This is a genomic window from Pseudomonas sp. NPDC089407, from assembly GCF_044900445.1.
Classification (GTDB): domain Bacteria; phylum Pseudomonadota; class Gammaproteobacteria; order Pseudomonadales; family Pseudomonadaceae; genus Aquipseudomonas.
In genome coordinates, this window is sequence record NZ_JBJDNB010000007.1 from 72,598 (window position 1) to 94,017 (window position 21,420).

Annotated in this window: 16 protein-coding genes and 1 pseudogene; 11 read left to right on the plus strand and 6 right to left on the minus strand. The window is 63.1% G+C overall.

The features are described from left to right. Positions 1 to 72 precede the first annotated feature (72 nt). Positions 73 to 633: a class I chromate reductase ChrR gene (gene chrR, locus ACI2KG_RS07755; protein WP_400619892.1), complete on the minus strand. Its 561-nt coding sequence runs from the start codon at positions 631 to 633 to the stop codon at positions 73 to 75. A 157-nt stretch (positions 634 to 790) separates the two neighbouring features. Here chrR and ACI2KG_RS07760 point away from each other — a divergent pair, with 157 nt between their 5' ends. Beyond that, positions 791 to 1,009, plus strand: a complete 219-nt coding sequence (locus ACI2KG_RS07760; protein WP_003251457.1) for a hypothetical protein — start codon at positions 791 to 793, stop codon at positions 1,007 to 1,009. Here ACI2KG_RS07760 and ACI2KG_RS07765 read toward each other — a convergent pair. From ACI2KG_RS07765 to ACI2KG_RS07780, 4 genes are all read right to left on the minus strand, one after another. Beyond that, positions 993 to 3,242, minus strand: a complete 2,250-nt coding sequence (locus ACI2KG_RS07765; RefSeq protein ID WP_404661530.1) for an Orn/Lys/Arg decarboxylase N-terminal domain-containing protein — start codon at positions 3,240 to 3,242, stop codon at positions 993 to 995. The genes ACI2KG_RS07760 and ACI2KG_RS07765 overlap by 17 nt on opposite strands. Before the next feature lie 174 nt (positions 3,243 to 3,416). Continuing rightward, entirely contained in the window at positions 3,417 to 4,175 is a 759-nt protein-coding gene (gene dnaQ / locus ACI2KG_RS07770; RefSeq protein WP_404661457.1) for a DNA polymerase III subunit epsilon, read from the minus strand. 143 nt (positions 4,176 to 4,318) lie between these two features. Then, positions 4,319 to 4,765 carry a ribonuclease HI gene (rnhA, locus tag ACI2KG_RS07775; RefSeq protein WP_400619885.1) on the minus strand — a complete coding sequence of 149 codons (447 nt, stop codon included), beginning with the start codon at positions 4,763 to 4,765 and terminating at the stop codon, positions 4,319 to 4,321. A 15-nt stretch (positions 4,766 to 4,780) separates the two neighbouring features. Next, entirely contained in the window at positions 4,781 to 5,554 is a 774-nt protein-coding gene (locus ACI2KG_RS07780; RefSeq protein WP_400619882.1) for a class I SAM-dependent methyltransferase, read from the minus strand. Positions 5,555 to 5,639: 85 nt separating this feature from the next. Here ACI2KG_RS07780 and gloB point away from each other — a divergent pair, with 85 nt between their 5' ends. The 9 genes and pseudogenes from gloB (at position 5,640) to ACI2KG_RS07825 (ending at position 16,908) form a co-directional block, all read left to right on the plus strand. Then, positions 5,640 to 6,419 (plus strand): hydroxyacylglutathione hydrolase, encoded by a 780-nt coding sequence (gloB, locus tag ACI2KG_RS07785; protein ID WP_404661458.1) that lies wholly within the window; start codon positions 5,640 to 5,642, stop codon positions 6,417 to 6,419. Between the two features lie 100 nt (positions 6,420 to 6,519). Further along, positions 6,520 to 7,953 (plus strand): transglycosylase SLT domain-containing protein, encoded by a 1,434-nt coding sequence (locus tag ACI2KG_RS07790; protein ID WP_400619876.1) that lies wholly within the window; start codon positions 6,520 to 6,522, stop codon positions 7,951 to 7,953. A 219-nt stretch (positions 7,954 to 8,172) separates the two neighbouring features. Continuing rightward, positions 8,173 to 10,002, plus strand: a complete 1,830-nt coding sequence (locus ACI2KG_RS07795; RefSeq protein WP_404661459.1) for an extracellular solute-binding protein — start codon at positions 8,173 to 8,175, stop codon at positions 10,000 to 10,002. After that, positions 9,999 to 11,834 (plus strand): extracellular solute-binding protein, encoded by a 1,836-nt coding sequence (locus tag ACI2KG_RS07800; RefSeq protein WP_404661461.1) that lies wholly within the window; start codon positions 9,999 to 10,001, stop codon positions 11,832 to 11,834. Before ACI2KG_RS07795 ends, ACI2KG_RS07800 begins: the two co-directional genes overlap by 4 nt. 1 nt (position 11,835) lies before the next feature. Beyond that, positions 11,836 to 12,909: a microcin C ABC transporter permease YejB gene (locus ACI2KG_RS07805; protein ID WP_404661462.1), complete on the plus strand. Its 1,074-nt coding sequence runs from the start codon at positions 11,836 to 11,838 to the stop codon at positions 12,907 to 12,909. Position 12,910: 1 nt separating this feature from the next. Then, positions 12,911 to 13,930 (plus strand): ABC transporter permease, encoded by a 1,020-nt coding sequence (locus ACI2KG_RS07810; protein WP_404661463.1) that lies wholly within the window; start codon positions 12,911 to 12,913, stop codon positions 13,928 to 13,930. A 1-nt stretch (position 13,931) separates the two neighbouring features. Then, positions 13,932 to 15,539, plus strand: coding sequence for an ABC transporter ATP-binding protein (locus tag ACI2KG_RS07815; protein WP_404661465.1), 1,608 nt, complete (start codon positions 13,932 to 13,934; stop codon positions 15,537 to 15,539). 849 nt (positions 15,540 to 16,388) lie between these two features. Then, positions 16,389 to 16,565: pseudogene (locus tag ACI2KG_RS07820) on the plus strand (DUF3077 domain-containing protein); the annotation flags it as partial. A gap of 133 nt (positions 16,566 to 16,698) precedes the next feature. Then, entirely contained in the window at positions 16,699 to 16,908 is a 210-nt protein-coding gene (locus tag ACI2KG_RS07825; RefSeq protein WP_404661466.1) for a hypothetical protein, read from the plus strand. A 149-nt stretch (positions 16,909 to 17,057) separates the two neighbouring features. On the opposite strand, the gene ACI2KG_RS07830 is transcribed toward ACI2KG_RS07825, so the two are convergent. Next, positions 17,058 to 18,221 (minus strand): ATP-binding protein, encoded by a 1,164-nt coding sequence (locus ACI2KG_RS07830; protein WP_404661467.1) that lies wholly within the window; start codon positions 18,219 to 18,221, stop codon positions 17,058 to 17,060. A 177-nt stretch (positions 18,222 to 18,398) separates the two neighbouring features. Here ACI2KG_RS07830 and ACI2KG_RS07835 point away from each other — a divergent pair, with 177 nt between their 5' ends. Next, a complete protein-coding gene (locus ACI2KG_RS07835) occupies positions 18,399 to 21,326 on the plus strand; it encodes an aminotransferase (protein ID WP_404661468.1) in 2,928 nt (975 codons plus the stop codon). Positions 21,327 to 21,420: the final 94 nt, after the last annotated feature.

The window sequence follows — 21,420 nt, forward strand, 5'->3', positions numbered from 1 at the left end:
GTTGCGGCCCTTTCGCGACACAAGGCCGCTCCTACAGGGATCGTGCGCTCAGCGATGTTTGCCCAAGGCAGGTCAGACCGCCCGGTTCAGTTTTACCCACGACGCAAACTTGTCGACAAACGCCTGCAAGAACGGCCGGGTCTTGTCGTTGAGCTTGCCCGAGCCCTCGAACAGGTTCGCCGCGCCGCCAATGTAAGCCTCAGGCATCTGCATGCACGGCATGTCCAGGAACACCAGCGACTGGCGCACGGCATGGTTGGCGCCAAAGCCACCAATGGCCCCGGGTGACACACTCACCACCGCCGTCGGCTTGCCACTCCAGGCGCTTTGCCCGTACGGCCGCGAGCCGACATCAATGGCATTCTTCAAGCAACCCGGCACCGAGCGGTTGTATTCGGGGGTAACGAACAGCACCGCATCGCTGCGACGAATCTCCTCGCGAAAACGCTTCCAGGCCTCCGGCGCCCCATCGGCTTCCACATCCTCGTTATACAACGGCAGGTCGCCAATCTCGACGATCTTCAGGGCAAGGCTGGACGGTGCCAGCTCCGAAAGGGCGCGGGCGACCTTGCGGTTGTAGGAGTCCTTGCGCAAGCTACCGACGACAACCGCTACCGAATACACCTGGCTCATGGCAATTTCCAACCTTTGCTGGGTAAAGGGACGTTGTAGTTATAGATGACCATTCCTCGGCACCTTGGTTTTTTTTCCGTGCTGCGAAAACTTCCGGGCCTGTTCCACGGTCTATGGGTTCAGACAATTTCTACGTAATTCAGAGGTTTCCACCCAAATGGCAGCAGTAATGGTCGGCCAATTCCACGCCCGTGACGCCGAAGGCCGCATCTACCCCGTGCACGAGTTCCAGGAGTCGACCCTGCAACTCGACGGCAGCACGCTGGGCGCCCCTATCACCACCTACCGCCTGGCCATCGGCGACAAGGTCAATCACCTGGGTGACAACCGCTTCGAGCTGGCCCGCAGCGGCGTCGAAATCACCCGCATTCCTTGATGCAATCCACCGTATAGCTGCCGCTTTCGCTCTGCAGGCCATGCACGTCGGCGACAAAACCCGGGAAGCCCTGGTTGAACGCCCGGGCGAAAGCCAGGTAGTCAAGGATCGAGCGGGTTGCCTCGGTAAACCGCTCCCCCGGCATGATCAACGGAATGCCGGGCGGGTACGGCACCAGCATCACTGCCGCCACACGCCCCAGCAGCGCCTCGATCGGCACCGCCTCCACCTCGCCGCGCACCATCTGGTCATAGGCCCGGGCCGGGCTCACGGCCACTTCCGGCAAACGCGTGAACAGCCGCTTCAGCTGCTTGGCGGTGGCGTTGGCGCGGTAGCAGTCATGCAACTGGTCGCACAGGTCGCGCAGGCCCATGCCCTGGTAGCGTGAGGCATCGGCGGCCAGCACACTGGGCAGGCAACTGTTCAGCAGGGAGTTGCCATCATAGTGGCGCTTGAACTCCAGCAGCTCGGTGAGCAAGGTGCTCCACTTGCCCTTGGTGATGCCCATGGAGAACAGCACCAGGAAACTGTACAGGCCGGTTTTTTCCACTACCAGCCCACGCTCCCAGAGAAACTTGCTGACGACCGCCGCCGGGATGCCGTGCTCGCCCAGCACACCGCCCGCGCTCAAGCCCGGCATTACCAAGGTCACTTTCAGCGGGTCAAGCAGCACGTAGTCATCGGCCACCTCACCGAAACCATGCCAATCCGCCCCCGGCTGCAGCAGCCAGTCCTGTGCCGCCAGGCGGTAGATGCCTTCGGCAGTGGGCGGCTGCCAGATGCTGAACCACCAGTCATCGGCAGCGATGTGTTCGCGCAGGTTGGCCAACGCACGCCGAAAGCTCAGTGCCTCGTCGAACATCTCCTGCAGCAGCGAGCGCCCGGCCGGCCCCTCCATCATGGTCGAGGCCACATCCAGCGAGGCCAGGATGCTGTACTGCGGCGAAGTCGAAATGTGCATCATGAAGGCTTCGTTGAACCGGTCACGGTCCAGCTCGCGCCTGGCCCCCTCCTGCACATGGATCATCGAGGCCTGGCTGAACGCCGCCAGCAGTTTGTGGGTGGAATGCGTGCTGAACACCAACGGGCTGTCAGCGGCGCAGGCGGTGCCCATGGCATAACGCCCGGTGAAGAACTCATGGAACGCCGCATAGGCGAACCACGCCTCATCAAAATGCAGCACTTCAACGCTGGCGCCCAAAGCCTGCTTGATCATCCCGGCGTGGTAGCACAGGCCGTCGTAGGTGCAGTTGGTGACCACCGCCAGCTTGATGCGCTGCCCGCGATCGCGGGCAAGCGGGTTGGCCTGGATTTTCGCCGCAATCGCCTCGGCGCTGAACTCGCTGGGCGGGATAGGCCCGATGATGCCCAGTTCGTTACGCTCGGGGCACAGGTACAGGGGGATGGCGCCGGTCATGATGATCGCATGCACCACCGACTTGTGGCAGTTGCGGTCCACCAGCACCAGGTCGTCACGGCCGACCATGGCGTGCCATACGATCTTGTTGGCGGTGGAGGTGCCATTGATGACGAAGAAGGTGTGGTCGGCGCCAAAGTTGCGCGCCGCCCGGGCTTCGGCTTCGGCCAGCGGGCCGGTATGGTCGAGCAGCGAGCCCAGTTCCGGCACGGAAACGGACAAGTCCGAACGCAGGGTGTTCTCCCCGAAAAACTGGTGAAAGGCCTGGCCAACAGGGCTTTTGTGGTAGGCCACGCCGCCACCGTGCCCAGGGGTGTGCCAGGAATAGTTGGACTGCGCCGTGTGCTGCACCAGCGCCTTGAAGAACGGCGGCAGCAGGCCGTCGAGGTACGTATGTGCAGCGCGCGCCACCTGGCGGGCGAGAAATGGCACGGTGTCTTCGAACAGGTAGAGAATGCCGCGCAGCTGGTTGAGCTCGCTCATGGCCTCGGCAGGGGCGTTTTCCAGGGTGACCTGCTCGCCCAGGGCGAAGATCGGCAGGTTCGGTGCACGCAGGCGAGCCAGGCGGATCAGCTCGGCCATGTTCTGCAGCAGGTGGGTGTTCTCGCCAACACCTTCGGCGGCGATCAGCATACAAGCCAGGCCATGGTGGGTGGCGGCGACCAGGCGGGCTTCGGCGTGGTCGGCGGCCTTGATGACGGTGAATCCGTCCTGGGTCAGCTCGTCGGCGATACCCCGCACCCGCTCGCCGGCGACACTGTCGGCCTTGATGGCGCGGTGGACGATGAGGATGGGGAACTTGAGGTCCTTGTACATCCGCTGGCTACCTCCGAAGGACATGGCATCCATTTCAGGGTAGTTGAGCCTTGTATTGCCTGTACTGGACCTATCGCCGGCAAGCCAGCTCCCACAGGACCGCGCCGCCCGGAAGGCTAGTGCTTCACCTGTGGGAGCTGGCTTGCCGGCGATAGGGCCAGCACAAACTACTAATCACCCAGCCGGTGTCTCGGTCAAAACCTGCCACATCGACGGCCCGCCCGCCGACTTGGCCACCGCCGCCAACCGCTCGGCATGCGCCTCCAGCTCTTCGGCACTGGCCATGATCACCCGCCCCGGCGCCCGCCCGGTAATCCGGCGGATCTCGCTACCACCCATACCCTGCCCGTCACCCTCGGCGTCTGCGCCATGCCCAGCCAGCGACAGGCTGGTCTGGCCACCGGTCATCGCCAGGTAGACGTCAGCCAGCAACTCCGAGTCGAGCAATGCGCCGTGCAGTTCACGGCCCGAGTTGTCGATGTCGTAGCGTTTGCACAGCGCATCGAGGCTGTTGCGCTGCCCCGGGTGACGCGAGCGCGCCAGCAGCAGGGTATCGAGGATGGTGCAGTACTGCGAAGCGTCCGCGCGATGCTGCTGGCCGAGCAAGGCGAATTCGTTGTTGATGAAACCAACGTCGAACGCTGCGTTGTGGATGACCAGCGTGGCGCCCTGGATGAAGTCGAAGAACTCCTCGGCAACATCGCCAAAGCGTGGCTTGCCGACCAGGAACGCATCGGTGATGCCGTGGACGTTGATCGCGCCCTCGTCACTTTCGCGGTCCGGCTGCAGGTAGACGTGGAAGTGCCGCCCGGTCAGGCGCCGGCCGATCACTTCGACACAGCCGATCTCGATGATGCGGTGGCCTTCGCCAACCGGCATGCCCGTGGTTTCGGTATCGAGAATGACGAACCGTTTATCTTGCTGCTGCTCCACGCGGGGCGCTCCAACTTGCATCAGTTACAAAGGCCGCGAGTATAACTCAAGCGCCAAGCCTCAAGCTTCAAGCTCCAAGAAAAAGCAAGCCAGGCCCTTACCACGGCCTCTTGCAGCTTGAAGCTTGTCGCTTGCAGCTGCCTTCACCGCTGGGCGCGCACCTCATCGACCCCACGGTTGGCCAACTGGTCTGCGCGCTCGTTGCCGGCGTGGCCAATATGGCCGCGCACCCACTTCCAGGTCACCTTGTGGCGGTTGACCTGTTCATCCAGCTGCTGCCACAGGTCGGCGTTCTTCACCGGCTCCTTGGCTGCGGTTTTCCAGCCGCGCTTCTTCCAGTTGACCATCCATTCGTTGATGCCCTTCATCACGTACTGCGAGTCGGTGGTCAGCACCACGTCGCATTCGCGCTTCAGCGACATCAGGCCCTGGATCGCGGCCATCAGCTCCATGCGGTTGTTGGTGGTCTCACGCTCGCCGCCCCACAGTTCCTTCTCGACGCCCTTGTAGATCATCAGCACGCCCCAGCCACCCGGGCCAGGGTTGCCCTTGCAGGCACCATCAGTAAACATCTCGACGCTATCGCTCATGTACCACTCTTGAATTCAGTGCTTGTCAGTTTCGGGGTTGGCCGCCGTGCGGTTGACCTTGGCCAGCGGCAACGGCAGCAACTTGCCCATCGGCTCGCGGCGCGCCTGGCGCAACGGCCGCAGGCCCACCACCATCTTGCGCGCTACCAGCAGGTACACCCCGCCACCGGAGCCCTGCCAGCCGCCGGCCAGCCGCTCCCAGCCTTCCAGCCGTTGCTGCCAGGCCGGTGAGGCAAGCGGCGGACGATAGCACCCGAAGCGGCGTTTCTCCAGCGCGAAGCCCAGCAGGTTGAGCCAGTCGCCCACCCGCGAAGGCGAGATGCAGCGCGCCTTGCGCAGCGCACCATGGCTGAAGAAGTGGCGCATGCCCCAGCTGCTCCACGGGTTGATCCCGACGATGAGCAGGTGCCCGCCCGGGCGCACCGCACTGGCCGCCTCGCGCAGCAGACCATGCGGCGACAGGCAAAAGTCCAGGCCATGCTGCAGCACCACCACGTCGGCGGCATGCTCGCTCAGTGGCCAGGCCTGCTCTTCGCAAACAATCTCCACCCCAGGCAACGGTGCGCCAAGGCGCACGTTGCGCTGCACCTGAGGGGCGCTGGGCGGCGGCTCTGCGCAGGGGCCGTAGTGCACGAGGTAACCGCCAAAGAAGCGCCCCAGCTCTTCTTCCAGCAGCTTTTCCTCTTCCTTGAGCATCAGTCGGCCGAGTGGGCCGTTGAACCACTCACGGGCCAGGCTGATCAGCTCGACCCAGTCCGGGTCGGCCTGGGCAAAGGCTTGGTCGGTCATTGCGCTCTCCCTCGAAGGTTCTCCCACCGCGCCATCGCGGCTAAGATGCCCTCATGTGCCACGCTAGGCGAATCGGATCCGCACCATGATACAGATCGATGCTCTCCCCGCTTTCTCCGACAACTACATCTGGTTGTTACAGGATACTGCCAAACGCCGTTGTGCGGTGGTCGACCCCGGTGATGCCGGCCCAGTGGAGCGCTGGCTGGCAGCCAACCCCGAGTGGGTATTGAGCGATATCCTCATCACCCACCACCATAACGACCACGTCGGCGGTGTGGAACGGCTAAAGCAGCTGACCGGCGCACGGGTGTGCGGCCCGGCCAATGAGCGTATACCTTGCCGTGACCTCGCGCTGGGCGAAGGCGACCAGCTGGACGTGCTGGGCGTGACCTTCCAGGTGCTGGCGGTGCCCGGCCACACGCTGGGGCATATCGCGTTCTTCAGCGACCAGCCGGCAACACCTCTGCTGTTCAGTGGCGACACCCTGTTTGCCGCCGGCTGCGGGCGCATGTTCGAAGGCACCGCCGAGCAGATGCAGCCTGCCCTTGCCCGCCTGGCCGCCCTGCCAGCGCAGACCGAGGTGTACTGCGCCCATGAATACACCCTCAGCAACTTGCGATTTGCCAAGGTGGTGGAGCCGACCAATCCGCACGTTCTGCAACGGTTCGAGGACGTTACCCGTTTGCGCGCCGACAATCGCATCAGTTTGCCATCAACGATTGGCCTGGAACGCCTGACCAACCCCTTCTTGCGTACCTCTGAAACATTAGTTAAACAAAAAGCAGACGAATGGAAGGGACATTCAAACCCCACGCATGTCGCTGTTTTTGCTGCCTTGAGGTCTTGGAAGGACACCTTCTGATAACCGCAAGATATATCGCAAGCGACGGTCAAAGGTTGACCGGGCCCGGAGCGGTTTCTAGAATCGCCGAACTTTTTCGCCCGGATACCCGTCTCAGCCGATGTCTTCTCGTAGCCGCAGAACCTCTCATTCCGTCGCCCTGACGCGCCTGGCCCAAATCAGTGCGCTGGCTCTGGCCGCCACGTTGGTGGGCTGCCAGAGCACCCGTCAGCTCGACGAATCCGATAGCGTTCGCGCTCACAGCTACCAGGCGCGGATCAAGCACAAGCCCTCGCCGCTGCTGGCCAAACCGGCCGAGCAGGCGCCGCCCCAGGATGTCTGGGAGCGCATGCGCCAGGGTTTCGTGCTTCAGGACTACATCGACGTCAACCCGCGCATCGAGCAACAGCGCCTGTGGTTCGCCAGCAACCCGACGTTCATCGAAAGCGCCGGCGAGCGTGGCAGCCTGTACCTGCACTACATTGTCGAGCGCCTCGAAGAACGCGACATGCCGCTGGAGCTGGCCCTGCTGCCGGCCATCGAAAGCGCCTACAACCCGATGGCCTACTCGCGTGCCAGCGCTGCCGGCATGTGGCAGTTCATGCCGGCTACCGGTCGCCACTTCAATCTGCGCCAGACCAACTTCTACGACGGCCGCCGCGATGTCACCGCGTCGACCAACGCAGCGCTGGACTACCTGACCCGCCTGCACGACATGTTCAACGGCGACTGGCTGCTGGCCCTGGCGGCCTACAATGCCGGCGAAGGCACCGTCAGCCGGGCCATTGAACGCAACGAAAAGCTCGGCCTGCCGACCGACTACTGGAACCTGCCACTGCCGCAGGAAACCCGTGACTACGTGCCCAAGCTGCTGGCGCTGTCGCAGGTGGTGTCCACGCCTGAAGCCTATGGCGTCAATCTCACCCCGATCGCCAACGAACCGTACTTCGAAGCGGTGGCGATCAACGAACGCCTGGACCTGACCCGGGTTGCCGCCTTCGCCAACATCGACGAAGACGAGCTGATCCAGCTCAACCCGGCGTTCAAGAAGCGCATGACCGTCGATGGCCCGAAACAGCTGCTGGTGCCGACCGCCAAGGCACAGCTGCTCAGTGCCAGCCTGTCCAACCTCAACCCGGAGCAACTGGTCAGCCTGCAACCGCCGAAAGCCGCATTCGCCCGCGCCGTGGCCGAAGCGAAGGCACCGGTGGCCGCGCGCAGCTACCGGGTAAAGCGTGGCGACAACCTGGGCGCCATCGCCAAGGCCAACCGCGTGTCGGTCAAGGACATCAAGCGCTGGAACCGCCTGTCCGGCAACAGCCTGCGCGCCGGCCAGGTACTGGCCCTGCGCGGTGGCAATGCGCCAAGCGCCGCCGGCAACCGGGTAGCCGCCTCGGCGCAGCGCACCACCCAATACAAGGTTCGCAAAGGTGATTCGCTGTACCTGGTGGCCAAGCGCTTCAACGTGGAAATGAAGCACCTCAAGCGCTGGAACCCACGCAGCGGCCACGCCCTCAAGCCAGGCCAGACCCTGACCGTCTACCTCGGGCATTGATTTAATGCCGGGGCCGCTTCGCGCCCCATCGCCGGCAAGCCAGCTCCCACACCGACCGCATTGACCTCAAGCCCAGCGCGGTCCCTGTGGGAGCTGGCTTGCCGGCGATGGGCTGCAAAGCAGCCCCTTGCAATCCCTCTGAACCACACTCTTTTTCCAACCCCACCAAGCTGTTACTGTACCCGATCAAAGCCCAACGCCCCTGGATCGGATGCCGACTTGATACGTCCCCTCCTGCTGTCAATCAGCCTGGCCTTGAGCTTTCCCGCAGTCGCGATGGTGAGCGAAAGCCACGGATACGCGCAGTTCGGCACGCTCAAGTACCCAGCCACCTTCACCCACTTCGACTGGGTCAACCCGCAAGCGCCCAAGGGCGGTACGTTGCGGGCCATGGCTTTTGGCACCTTCGACACGCTCAACCCCTATACCTTCAAGGGGTCGAGCCCGATTACCACGCCCAATTTCCAGCAATACGGCATCAGTGAGCTGAACGAGCCGCTGATGGTCGGTACCGGCCAGTACGACCCGTCCGGGGACGAGCCCACTTCCAGCTACGGCCTGATCGCCCGCTCGGTGGAATACAGCGAGGACCGCAGCTGGGTAGTGTTCAACCTGCGCCCGGAAGCCCGCTGGCATGACGGCAAGCCAATCACCTCGGCAGACGTGGCTTTCTCGTATCGCACGCTGCTCAAGGACGGCCACCCGATCTACCGCACCAACCTGCAGGAAGTGCAACGGGTAGACATCCTCGGCCCGCTGCGCATCCGCTTCGTGTTCAAGCGCGCCGGCAACCCGTTGCTGATCCTGCGCCTGGGCGAAATGCCGGTGCTGCCCAAGCACTACTGGCAAAAACGCGACTTCAAGGCCACCACCTTCGAGCCGCCACTGGGCAGCGGGCCGTACCGCATCAGCGAGGTGCAGCCCGGGCGCCGGCTGGTGTTCGAGCGGGTGAAGAACTACTGGGGCAAAGACCTGGCGGTCAACCGTGGCAAGTACAACTTCAAGCGAGTGGAGTACGAGTTCTACCGCGACGCCACGGTGGCTTTCGAAGCCTTCAAGGCTGGGGAGTTCGACATCTATATCGAGCACCAGGCCAAGAACTGGGCCAACGGCTACAACTTCCCCGCCGTGCGCCGTGGCGAAGTGATCAAGGCACAGATCCCGCACAGCATTCCCACGCAAACCCAAGGCCTGTTCATGAACAGCCGCCGGGCCAGCTTCAGCGACCCACGGGTGCGCCAGGCGCTGGGGTTGATGCTTGATTTCGAGTGGACCAACCGCGCACTGTTCAGCAGCGCCTACCGCCGCTCGACCAGCTACTACCCCAACAGCGAGTTCGCCGCCAGCGGCGTGCCCACCGGCAAGGAATGGCTGCTGCTGGCGCCGTTTCGCGAGCAACTGCCAGCCAAGCTGTTCAGCGAACCGTTCAAGGTCAGCCACACCGACGGCCGCGGGGTCAGCCGCCAGACCCTGCGCCAGGCCCTGGGCCTGCTCGCCGAGGCCGGCTGGAAACTGAACGGCCAGCGCCTGGTCGACAGCAAGGGCCAGCAGTTGCGCCTGGAGCTGCTGCTGGTAAACCCCAACCTTGAACGCATCCTGCAACCTTATGTCGAAAACCTGTCCAGCATCGGCATCGATGCGCGCTTGCGCACCGTGGACCGTGCCCAGTACAAACAACGCCTGGACCAGTTCGATTTCGACATGATTCTGATGACCCTCAACCAGACCCTGAGCCCCGGCCTTGAACAGTGGTTGTACTTCCATTCCAGCCAGGCCGCGACCAAGGGCAGCAAGAACTATGCTGGGGTCAGGGACCCGGTGGTCGACCACTTGCTCGACACGCTGCTGGCCGCACGCACCCGCGACGACCAGGTTGCCGCCGCCCGCGCCCTGGACCGCGTACTTTCATGGCAGTACTACATGATCCCCAACTGGTACCTCGACAACCATCGCCTGGCCTACCGCAACCGGTTCGCCTTCGTCACCACGCCGCCCTACACCCTCGGGCTGAACAGCTGGTGGATCAAGACTTCGGAGAAAGCCCAATGACGCCAACGCACCGTCTGCGCCGGCTGGCAGGCAGCCTGTTGCTTGCCTGCCTGAGCCTTCCCGCCCTGGCCGCACCGCAACACGCACTGACCCTGTACGACGAGGCGCCCAAGTACCCCGCCGACTTCAAGCACTTCGACTACGTCAACCCCGATGCGCCCAAGGGCGGCACCTTCCGCCAGTCCAGCTTCGGCGGCTTCGACAGCCTCAACCCGTTCATCAACAAAGGCGTGTCGGCCGAGAACATCGGCAGCATCTACGACACCCTGATGCGCCAGAGCCAGGACGAGCCGTTCACCGAATACGGCCTGGTCGCCGGCAAGATCGAAAAAGCCCCGGACAACAGCTGGGTGCGTTTCTATCTGCGCCCGGAAGCACGCTTCCACGATGGCCACCCGATGCGCGCTGAAGATGTGGTATTCACCTTCAACGCCTTGATCAAGGACGGCGCGCCGCTGTACCGCCAGTATTACGCCGACGTCGCCGAAGTGGTCGCCGAAGACCCGCTGAAGGTATTGTTCAAGTTCAAGCACCAGAACAACCGCGAGCTGCCGCTGATTCTTGGCCAGTTGCCGGTACTGCCCAAGCACTGGTACGAAAACCGCGATTTCAACCGCGGCAACCTTGAAATCCCGCTGGGCAGCGGCCCGTACAAGGTCGCCGAGGTCAAGGCCGGGCGCTCGGTGCGCTACGAGCGGGTCAAGGACTACTGGGCCAAGGACCTGCCGATCAACCGTGGTTTCTACAACTTTGACGTCATGACGTTCGACTCCTACCGTGACACCACCGTCGCCCTGGAGGCACTCAAGGCCGGGGCGTTCGACTATGGCCTGGAAGTGAGCGCGAAAAACTGGGCCACCGCCTACAACGTGCCCGCCGTGCGCGATGGCCGGCTGATCAAGGAAGAGCTGCCCAACGGCAACCCCACCGGCATGCAGGGCTTCATCTTCAACATCCGCCGCCCGGTGTTTCAGGATGTGCGCGTACGTCAGGCTTTGAGCCTGCTGCTGGATTACGAGTGGACCAACAAGCAGCTGTTCAACGGCGCCTACACCCGCACCGGCAGCTACTTCGACAACTCGGAAATGGCCGCGCATGGCCCGCCCGGCCCTGGCGAGCTGAAGATTCTGGAACCGCTGCGCGGCAAAATCCCTGACCAGGTATTCACCGAAGCCTTCCACAACCCGGTCAGCGACGGCAGCGGCATGATCCGCGAGCAACAGCGCCAGGCCTACAAACTGCTGCAGGAAGCCGGCTGGAAAATCGTCGAGGACAAGATGGTCGATGCCCAGGGCAAGCCGGTGAGCATCGAGTTCCTGCTGGCGCAGACTGAGTTCGAGCGCATTCTGCTGCCATTCAAACGCAACCTCGCCGACCTTGGGATCGAGCTGAACATCCGCCGGGTCGACGTGTCGCAATACATCACCCGCCTGCGCTCACGCGACTACGACATGATTGTCGGCGGCTACCCGCAGTCCAACTCGCCGGGCAACGAGCAGCGCGAGTTCTGGTCCAGCGCCGCCGCCGACAACCCCGGCAGCCGCAACTTCATCGGCCTGCGCGACCCGGCCATCGACCAATTGGTGGACCAGTTGATCAACGCCGACTCGCGGCAAAGCCTGGTCGACCACTGCCGTGCACTCGACCGCGTGCTGCTGTGGGGTTATTACGTGATCCCCAACTGGCACATCAAGACCTGGCGCGTGGCCTACTGGAACCACATCGGCCACCCCAAGGTGTCGCCCAAGTACGACATCGGTATCGACACCTGGTGGATCAAGCCCGGGGTAACCCCGGCGGTCAGCGAAACCCCTGCGGACGAGGCCAACTGACATGCTGGCCTATATCCTGCGGCGCCTGCTGCTGATCATCCCCACCCTGTTCGGCATCCTGGTCATCAACTTCATCATCGTCCAGGCTGCCCCCGGCGGCCCGGTCGAGCAGATGATCGCCAAGCTCGAGGGCTTCGAAGGCGCCACCAGCCGCATTGCCGGCGGCGGCGCCGAAGTGTCCGTGGCCGGCTCCAACTACCGCGGCGCCCAGGGCCTGGACCCGGCGCTGATCGCCGAAATCGAGCGCATGTACGGCTTCGACAAGTCGCCGCCCGAACGCTTGTGGATCATGATCAAGAACTACGCCCAACTGGACTTCGGCGACAGCTTCTTCCGCGATGCCAAGGTCATCGACCTGATCATCGAGAAGATGCCGGTGTCGATCTCGCTGGGGTTGTGGAGCACGCTGATCATGTACCTGGTGTCGATTCCGCTGGGCATCGCCAAGGCGGTGCGCCACGGCAGCCACTTCGACGTCTGGACCAGCTCGGCGATCATCGTCGGCTATGCCATTCCGGCGTTCCTGTTCGCCATCCTGCTGATCGTGCTGTTCGCCGGCGGCAGCTACTTCGACTGGTTCCCGCTGCGCGGCCTCACCTCCAACAACTTCGACGAGCTGAGCACCACCGGCAAGGTGCTGGACTACTTCTGGCACCTGGTGCTGCCGATCACTGCGTTGGTCATCGGCAACTTCGCCACCATGACCCTGCTGACCAAGAACAGCTTCCTCGACGAGATCAACAAGCAGTACGTGGTCACCGCCAAGGCCAAGGGCCTGAGCCGGCCACGGGTGCTGTACGGCCATGTATTCCGCAACGCCATGCTCTTGGTGATCGCCGGCTTCCCCTCGGCGTTCATCGGCATCTTCTTTACCGGCTCCTTGCTGATCGAGGTGATCTTCAGCCTCGACGGCCTGGGCCTGATGAGTTTCGAAGCGGCCATCAACCGCGACTACCCGGTGGTCTTCGGCACCCTGTTCATCTTCACCCTGCTGGGGCTGGTGGTGAAGCTGATCGGCGACCTGACCTACACCCTGGTCGATCCACGCATCGACTTCGCCAGCCGGGAGCATTGACATGGCCTTGTCCCCCCTCAACCGCCGGCGCTTCGAGCGTTTCAAGGCCAACCGCCGTGGCTGGTGGTCGCTGTGGCTGTTCCTGATCCTGTTCGGCCTGAGCCTGGGCGCCGAACTGATCGCCAACGACAAGCCGATTGCCGTGCGCTACGACGGCGAGTGGTACTTCCCGGCGTTCAAGCGCTACCCGGAAACCACCTTCGGCGGCGAATTCCCGCTGGAAGCCAACTACAAGAGCGCGTACATCCGCGAGCTGCTGGCGAAAAAAGACAGCTTCGTGCTGTGGGCACCCATCCCGTTCAGCTACCAGAGCATCAACTACGACCTGCGCGTGCCCGCCCCGGCGCCGCCATCGGCAGACAACTGGCTGGGCACCGATGACCAGGGCCGTGACGTACTGGCACGGGTGATCTACGGCTTCCGCATTTCGGTCTTGTTTGCCCTCACCCTGACTGTGGCCAGCTCCATCGTCGGCGTCATCGCCGGCGCCTTGCAGGGCTTCTATGGCGGCTGGGTCGACCTGGCCGGGCAGCGCTTTCTGGAAATCTGGTCAGGGCTGCCGGTGCTGTACCTGCTGATCATCCTGGCCAGCTTCGTGCAGCCGAACTTCTGGTGGCTGCTGGGCATCATGCTGCTGTTCTCGTGGATGAGCCTGGTAGACGTGGTGCGCGCCGAGTTCCTGCGCGGGCGCAACCTGGAGTACGTCCGCGCTGCGCGGGCCCTGGGCATGCGCAACGGCGCAATCATGTACCGGCACATCCTGCCCAACGCCATGATCTCGACCATGACGTTCATGCCGTTCATTCTCACCGGTGCCATCGGCACCCTCACCGCGCTGGATTTCCTCGGCTTCGGCCTGCCTGCCGGTTCGCCCTCGCTGGGCGAGCTGGTGGCCCAGGGCAAATCCAACCTGCAGGCACCGTGGCTGGGCATCAGCGCATTTGCCGTGCTGGCCTTGATGCTGAGCCTGCTGGTGTTCATTGGCGAATCCGCCCGCGATGCCTTCGACCCGAGGAAGTGACATGAGTGAACAGAACCTGATCGAAGTGCGCGACCTGGCGGTGGAGTTTGTCACCGGCGACCAGGTTAACCGGGTGGTGGACGGCATCAGCTTCGACATCCGCAAGGGCGAGACACTGGCCCTGGTCGGCGAGAGCGGTTCGGGCAAGTCGGTGACCGCGCATTCGATCCTGCGCCTGCTGCCCTACCCTCTGGCTCGCCACCCCAGCGGTAGCATCCGCTTTGAGGGCAAGGACCTGCTGCAGCAGAACGAAAAAACCTTGCAACGCATTCGCGGCAACCGCATTGCGATGATCTTCCAGGAGCCGATGACCTCGCTGAACCCGCTGCATTGCATCGAGAAGCAGATCAACGAAATCCTCCTGCTGCACAAGGGCCTGACTGGCAAGGAAGCCACTGCGCGCACGCTGGAACTGCTGGAAATGGTCGGCATCCCCGAGCCGCGCAAACGCCTCAAGGCCCTGCCCCACGAACTGTCCGGCGGCCAGCGCCAGCGGGTGATGATCGCCATGGCCTTGGCCAACGAGCCGGAGCTGCTGATTGCCGACGAACCCACCACGGCGCTGGACGTGACCGTGCAGTTGAAAATTCTCGACCTGCTCAAGGAACTGCAGGCGCGTTTGGGCATGGCCCTGCTGCTGATCAGCCATGACTTGAACCTGGTGCGGCGCATCGCCCACCGCGTGTGCGTGATGCAGCGCGGGCAGATTGTCGAGCAGGCTGACTGCGCCACGCTGTTCAGCGCCCCACAGCACCACTACACGCAGATGCTGATCAATGCCGAGCCCAGCGGGTTGCCGGCGCACAACCCGGTCGGCGCGCCATTGCTGGAGGTGGACGACCTCAAGGTGTGGTTCCCGATCAAGAAGGGCTTCCTGCGGCGTACGGTCGACCATGTAAAGGCCGTGGACGGTGTCAACTTCAGCTTGCCGCAGGGGCAGACGCTGGGGATTGTTGGCGAGTCCGGTTCGGGCAAGTCGACCTTGGGCCTGGCGATCTTGCGGTTGATCTCCAGCCAGGGCGGTATTCGCTTCCACGGGCAGAACCTTGAAGGCTTGAACCAGAAAGCCGTGCGGCCGTTACGGCGCGAGATGCAGGTGGTGTTCCAGGACCCGTTTGGCAGCCTCAGCCCACGCATGTGCGTGGCGGACATTGTCGGTGAAGGGTTGCGCATTCACGGCATTGGCAACGCGCAGGAACAGGAAGCGGCGATCATCGCCGCGCTGGAAGAGGTGGGGCTGGACCCACGCACGCGGCATCGCTACCCGCATGAATTTTCCGGCGGGCAGCGCCAGCGTATTGCGATTGCCCGGGCGCTGGTGTTGAAGCCGGCGCTGATATTGCTGGATGAACCCACCTCGGCACTGGACCGCACCGTGCAGCGGCAGGTGGTGGAACTGCTGCGTAATCTGCAGCAGAAGTACAACCTGACCTACCTGTTCATCAGCCATGACCTGGCGGTGGTCAAGGCGTTGAGCCACCAGCTGATGGTGATCAAGCATGGGCATGTGGTGGAGCAAGGGGATGCGCAGGCGATTTTTCATGCGCCGCAGCATCCGTATACCCGGCAGTTGCTGGAGGCGGCGTTTTTGGAGGTTGAGGCTTTGTAAGGGTAGCCAAGTGCTTGCCTTGAGCCTTTCAGCGCCTTTGAGATCGAGCGCCGCCCGCGCGGCGCTTCGCGGGACAAGCCCGCTCCCACATCTGTTTCGGGCCAGTAATGCCTGTGCCTTTGGCGCGCGCCCCTTGTTTTTACGACTCGATATCGAGCCATGCGCCAAGGGGCGCGCGAAGATGCCACAGGATTAATTGGCCCGAAACAGATGTGGGAGCGGGCTTGTCCCGCGAAGCGCCGCGCGGGCGGCGCTCGGTCTACGCAACACCGCAAGAACTAAAGGCAGGCACCTCGCGGCCCTGATGCAATCGGGCGCGGAATGCCCTGCATGTCAGATTTAACCCCTTCCCTGTAGGCCATTTCCCAAACATACTCCTGCCGCGTGTTTTCCGTTGCGGCTGCTCTGGCAGCGCTCTAGTCTCGGCATGTCGTTGCTCATCAACGACACGGCTTTGACAGGCCGCAACGGTATTATGTATATGGCTCGCCTTTATGGCAGCTGTACGTGGGGCACGTTCGCGTGCGCCGGAACTTGCATAGTCCGCCGGTCTGTCAACCCATGTCCAGCTGCCACCCAACTGTTTGACAGCAGCCAGGTAGTAGCCTCACCAAAGGTACTATGCGATGTTGAAGATTGTCCCCGATCCCCCCCCCACACCCACCCCCTCTATGCGCAGCGATGCCCACCGAACTTCGGACTTTGCGCTGAGGCTTGAGTGATGTGTTGTCTGGGCTGGCCTATTCGCGGGTAAACCCGCTCCTACAACGATAGTTGTCCCATGTAGGAGCGGGTTCACCCGCGAATAGGCCCGCCCAGGCAGCCGAGAATTTTCAGGGGGATAAAACAATGACCACAGAAGACACCCAATTCACCGTAGGCAAGACCACCTTCTACCAAGGCGAAAACAACACCCACCCACTGTTCCGCATCGAGCCAGGCATCCCTTGCCGCGACGCCCGCGAGCAATCCTCGGAGTTGATGGGCTACGTACGCGAACTGACCATCACCGGCCTGATGGATGACGCCGAACTGGGCATGATGCGCTGAGGCTGGAAGCATGTGGGGCGTATCCGTTGCAGAAATCGCCCCACGATCAACATTGTTTTTGGAGAGGGTCGTGGAAAGAACAGACACTTGCCAATCCAGGCCAGAGCAATTGCATCTGACCAACAAAGAAGCAACCGACCAGAGTAAGCGCGACGGAATCAGTCGTTCAGCGATGGACGCGCTGACAGCCCAAGCCCAGGAGTTACAGATGGGATACGAAATGCCCAAACAGCTGATACGGTCATTGAGCGGCCTTGCCGGGGCGCCGGACCGGTCGGATGGGCTGCGCAGCGGCCCCGGCAATTTGTATGTGAGCTGAGATCCAGGGGCCGCTACGCGGTCCCATCGCGACACAAAAGCCGCTCCTACACCGGTTGCGCACGCCCGTGAGATTGGCGCCAGCTGGGTGATGGTGGAGCAGCGGGTCGCCGAGTTGCAGCAGTTGCGGGCGATATTGCTACATCCCGCTCAAAGCCGCCCCAACAACTCCTGCCGCTCGCGCCAGATCTCCTGCACGAAGGGATCGGTCACCCCATACAGCCCATGCCCCCGACGCATGATCAGGTTTGCGGCCAGCAGTTCGTTGGCTACCGGCTGTATCTCTTCTACACGCACTTCGCGCCCCACGAACTTCGAATACTCAGCTGCCGCTTCATTGGAGAACACCCCACGCGCATCGCCCTCGACCGACGCTATCCGGGCAAAAACTGCCTCAGCAAGAACTCCCAGTTCTTCCACCTTCATCAGCTCCAGATCAGCAGCCGCCGAACGCAATGTGGATGCAATCACCGGCAGCAACTCGTCAGGCCCCACACCCGAAGCAGACGAGTGAATGAGCTGCCGAAGTGCACGAATGAATTCCTCGGGCCTGCTGCCCAGGGTCTTGAATGCCTGGGCAGCCACATCCTGCGATGGGAGATGAGTCAAGCCATCATTTGCGAGCCGCTTTAGCCAGAACCCGACATAGTCACTGCCCAGTACCGGAAACGGCACATTGGTGGCTCCGGCAAAGGCCTGATTACGTCGTGCGGTCAGCTCGTTGACCATCGCCCGGTGAGAGCCGGTACCGATAAACAGGAAATGCCCAGGTGTGTTCGGCCGTGGATTGATGGCATCCCGTGCAGCCTTCAACGCCAACATCATCTGTTGCCCGTCCTCGGTGGTGATCGCCTGTTGGACCTCGTCGACAATCAGCACGACGTCGGTCCCGGCCTGGTCCACAACCTCGGCCAATGCTTCCGCCAGCGTGACTCCACCTGCTGCGCCCAATGTATCCAGGTTGAACCCGAACTTCAGCCCGGCCACTTCTACTGCTGCACCACGCACGGTTTTCAGCCTCTGCAAAAAAGCCGAGGTAGGCTTCTGCAGATCGACAAGGGCTTTACGCACGGCGGCGAGGACAAGCACTACCGGACTGGTCTGGGTATCACTCCAGAGATCGACATAGATGACCAGCGCGCCCATTTCTTCCAGGGCAGGAATCAAGTCATTTTTCAAGAACGTCGTTTTCCCGGTCCGGCGTAATCCGGAAAAAAACAACCCTGAGCGCAGGCCAATATCCAGGGCAGACGGCTTCAAGAGCTGCCTGGCCATGTCGGCAGCCAGTTCGCGGCGCGGAAAGATATCGCTCATGGCTTTATCCTTAATTATTAAATACCAATAATTATTAGCCCATAATAATTTCATGTAAAGACAGGAAGGTAGTCCGTCTCTCGATCATCAATTTTTTTGACGACAATTGTCTTTGATCATCAGCCGAATCGGACATAAATTCTCTCCCGTCAACTCCCTGTACCCACGGTAGCGTCCATGTCCAGCTCACAACAAACCGCCTCCCCAGCCCTCGACGTGCTGATTCAGCGCTCCAGCCTGTCCGGCCCGGCGCTCAGCGAAGCCCAGGCGCACGCCTTGCTGAAGGTGCATTACGGCGTGGCTGGCGAGTTGTCGGCGCTGGGCAGCCAGCAGGACCTGAACTTGCGCGTCGACTCGGCACAGGGGCAGTTCGTGCTCAAGGCCTGCCATGGCAGTTACGCCGAGGTCGAACTTGAGGCGCAGCATGCCGCCCTCGCCTACCTGCGTGAGCATGGCCTGCCGGTGCCCACCGTGCGCGCGGCGCACAGCGGCGAAACCTTGCTGGCCGTGGACATCGAAGGCCAGCCATTGCGGGTACGCCTGCTCGATTACATCGACGGCCAATCGCTGACCCGCCTCAAGCATATGCCGGCGCAGCTGATGGCCGAACTGGGCAGGCTCTGTGCACGGCTCGACAGTGCCCTGGCCGGCTTCGACCACCCCGGCCTTGCGCGCACCCTGCAATGGGACCCGCAACATGCCCAGGCGCTGATCCAGCACCTGCTGCCCGTGTTGCAGAACGCCGACCAGCGCAACCGCATCGAACAGGCTACCCGTGTGGCCGCCGAACACCTGGCGCCGCTGGTAGATCGCCTGCCCAGCCAGGCCGTGCACCTGGACATCACCGACGACAACACCGTGTGGGCCCGTGACGGCGAGCGCCAGTGGCAACTGCAAGGGGTGATCGACTTTGGCGACCTGCTGCGTACCTGGCGCATCGCCGACCTGTCGGTGACCTGTGCTGCGCTGTTGCACCATGCCGAAGGCAACCCGCTGCGGATCCTGCCGGCGATCAGCGCTTATCAGGCGCTCAACCCGCTGACCGAAGCCGAAGTACGCGCCCTGTGGCCACTGGTGCTTAACCGCGCCGCGGTCCTGGTGCTGAGCAGTGCGCAGCAACTGGCCGTTGACCCGGGTAACCAGTACACCCGCGACAACGTCGCCCATGAATGGGAAATCTTCGACACCGCCACCTCCGTGCCGTTTGCGCTGATGGAGGCGGCCATCCTGCAGGCTGCCGGCCTGCAACCCGCCGCGCCGGGCCTGAGCGGTTGTGCCCTGCTGCTCCCCGAGCTGCAGGGGCAGGCCGTGAGCCGCCTCGACCTCGGCGTGCTCAGCCTGCATTGTGAAGCAGGCAACTGGGAGCAAGCCGGCTTCGACCAGCACCTGCTGAGCGCGCAACCCGCCCCGGCCTGCAGCCTGCACGGGCAGTATCGCCTGTCGCAAACCCATATCGACCGCCCCGAAGAGCCGGCCACCTGCGCCCTTGGCGTTGAGTTGCATGTGCCCAACGGCAGCCTGGTACAAGCACCAGCAGCCGGCACCTGGCAGCGCCATGGCGATGGCCGTGGCTGCCTGCGCAGTGCGAACTGGGCATTGTGGCTGCACGGGCTGGAAGGTGCCCCGGCAGATGGCCAGGTCTTGGAACAGGGTCAGTCGCTGGGCAGCAGCTGTGGCTTCCTCAGTGTGCAGTTGTGCCTGGACAACAGTATCCGGCCGCCGTTCTTCGCCGCCCCCTCGCAGGCTGCTGCCTGGCTGGCCCTGTGCCCGTCACCGGCCGCGCTGCTGGGCTTCGATTGCGATGCCGACCCGCTGCCAGACCCACAGGCCCTGCTGGCCCGCCGCGATGCCAGCTTCGCCCGCTCGCAAAAGCACTACTACGCACAACCGCCACACATCGAACGCGGCTGGCGCAACTACCTGATCGACATGCAGGGCCGCTCGTACCTCGACATGCTCAACAACGTCGCGGTGCTGGGCCATGGCCACCCACGCATGGTCGCCGAATCGGCGCGGCAGTGGTCGCTGCTGAACACCAACTCGCGCTTCCACTACGCCGCCATCACCGAATTCTCCGAGCGCCTGCTCGACCTGGCACCGGATGGCTTCGACCGGGTGTTCATGGTCAACAGCGGCACCGAAGCCAACGACCTGGCAATTCGCCTGGCCTGGGCCTACAGCGGCGGGCGCGACCTGCTCAGCGTGCTGGAGGCCTACCACGGCTGGTCAGTGGCCACCGATGCCATCTCTACCTCGATCGCCGACAACCCGCAGGCCCTCGACACCCGCCCGGACTGGGTACACCCGGTTGAAGCACCGAACACCTTCCGCGGCCGCTTCCGCGGGGCCGACAGCGCTGCCGACTACTTGCGCGATGTCGACGCCAGGCTGGCTGATCTTGATGCCCGTGGCCGCCAGCTGGCCGGCATCATCTGCGAACCGGTATACGGCAATGCCGGCGGCATCTCGCTGCCCGCGGGCTACCTGCGCGAGGCCTATGCCAAGGTTCGTGCCCGCGGCGGCGTGTGCATCGCCGACGAAGTGCAGGTCGGTTATGGTCGCCTCGGCGAATACTTCTGGGGCTTCGAGGAACAAGGCGTGGTGCCCGACATCATTACCATGGCCAAGGGCATGGGCAATGGCCAACCACTGGGCGTGGTCATCACCCGCCGCGAAATTGCCGAAGCGCTGGAGGCCGAGGGCTACTTCTTTTCCTCGGCCGGAGGCAGCCCGGTCAGCTGCCGCATCGGCATGGCCGTGCTGGACGTGATGCAGGAGGAAGGCCTGTGGGACAACGCCCGCGACACCGGGCGCTACTTCAAGGCGCGGTTGCAGGCAGTGGTAGACAAGCACCCGCTGGCGGGCGCGGCACATGGGTCGGGTTTCTACCTGGGGCTGGAACTGGTGCGTGACCGTGAAACGCTGGAGCCGGCGACCGAAGAGACCCTGTTGCTGTGTGACCGGCTGCGGGAGCTGGGTATTTTCATGCAGCCGACGGGAGATTACCTGAACATTCTCAAGATCAAGCCACCGATGTGTACCAGCCGGGCCAGTGTGGATTATTTTGTCGACAGTATTGATCGGGTGCTTGGCGAAGGGCTGTAGGGATTGGGGTGGGGCTGGAGGTGTTGGGCTTTAGATTTTCAGCGCCTGTGAGATCGAGCGCCGCCCGCGCGGCGCTTCGCGGCGCAAGGCCGCT

Excerpts from the sequence above, each read along its gene's own strand:
- ACI2KG_RS07815 (WP_404661465.1), top strand. The coding sequence starts at position 13,932 with ATGAGTGAACAGAACCTGATCGAAGTGCGCGACCTGGCGGTGGAGTTT.
- ACI2KG_RS07780 (WP_400619882.1), bottom strand. The coding sequence starts at position 5,554 with ATGACCGACCAAGCCTTTGCCCAGGCCGACCCGGACTGGGTCGAGCTG.
- ACI2KG_RS07835 (WP_404661468.1), top strand. The coding sequence starts at position 18,399 with ATGTCCAGCTCACAACAAACCGCCTCCCCAGCCCTCGACGTGCTGATT.
- ACI2KG_RS07830 (WP_404661467.1), bottom strand. The coding sequence starts at position 18,221 with ATGAGCGATATCTTTCCGCGCCGCGAACTGGCTGCCGACATGGCCAGG.
- gloB (WP_404661458.1), top strand. The coding sequence starts at position 5,640 with ATGATACAGATCGATGCTCTCCCCGCTTTCTCCGACAACTACATCTGG.
- ACI2KG_RS07800 (WP_404661461.1), top strand. The coding sequence starts at position 9,999 with ATGACGCCAACGCACCGTCTGCGCCGGCTGGCAGGCAGCCTGTTGCTT.
- rnhA (WP_400619885.1), bottom strand. The coding sequence starts at position 4,765 with ATGAGCGATAGCGTCGAGATGTTTACTGATGGTGCCTGCAAGGGCAAC.
- ACI2KG_RS07810 (WP_404661463.1), top strand. The coding sequence starts at position 12,911 with ATGGCCTTGTCCCCCCTCAACCGCCGGCGCTTCGAGCGTTTCAAGGCC.
- ACI2KG_RS07760 (WP_003251457.1), top strand. The coding sequence starts at position 791 with ATGGCAGCAGTAATGGTCGGCCAATTCCACGCCCGTGACGCCGAAGGC.
- ACI2KG_RS07765 (WP_404661530.1), bottom strand. The coding sequence starts at position 3,242 with ATGTACAAGGACCTCAAGTTCCCCATCCTCATCGTCCACCGCGCCATC.
- ACI2KG_RS07790 (WP_400619876.1), top strand. The coding sequence starts at position 6,520 with ATGTCTTCTCGTAGCCGCAGAACCTCTCATTCCGTCGCCCTGACGCGC.
- ACI2KG_RS07805 (WP_404661462.1), top strand. The coding sequence starts at position 11,836 with ATGCTGGCCTATATCCTGCGGCGCCTGCTGCTGATCATCCCCACCCTG.
- chrR (WP_400619892.1), bottom strand. The coding sequence starts at position 633 with ATGAGCCAGGTGTATTCGGTAGCGGTTGTCGTCGGTAGCTTGCGCAAG.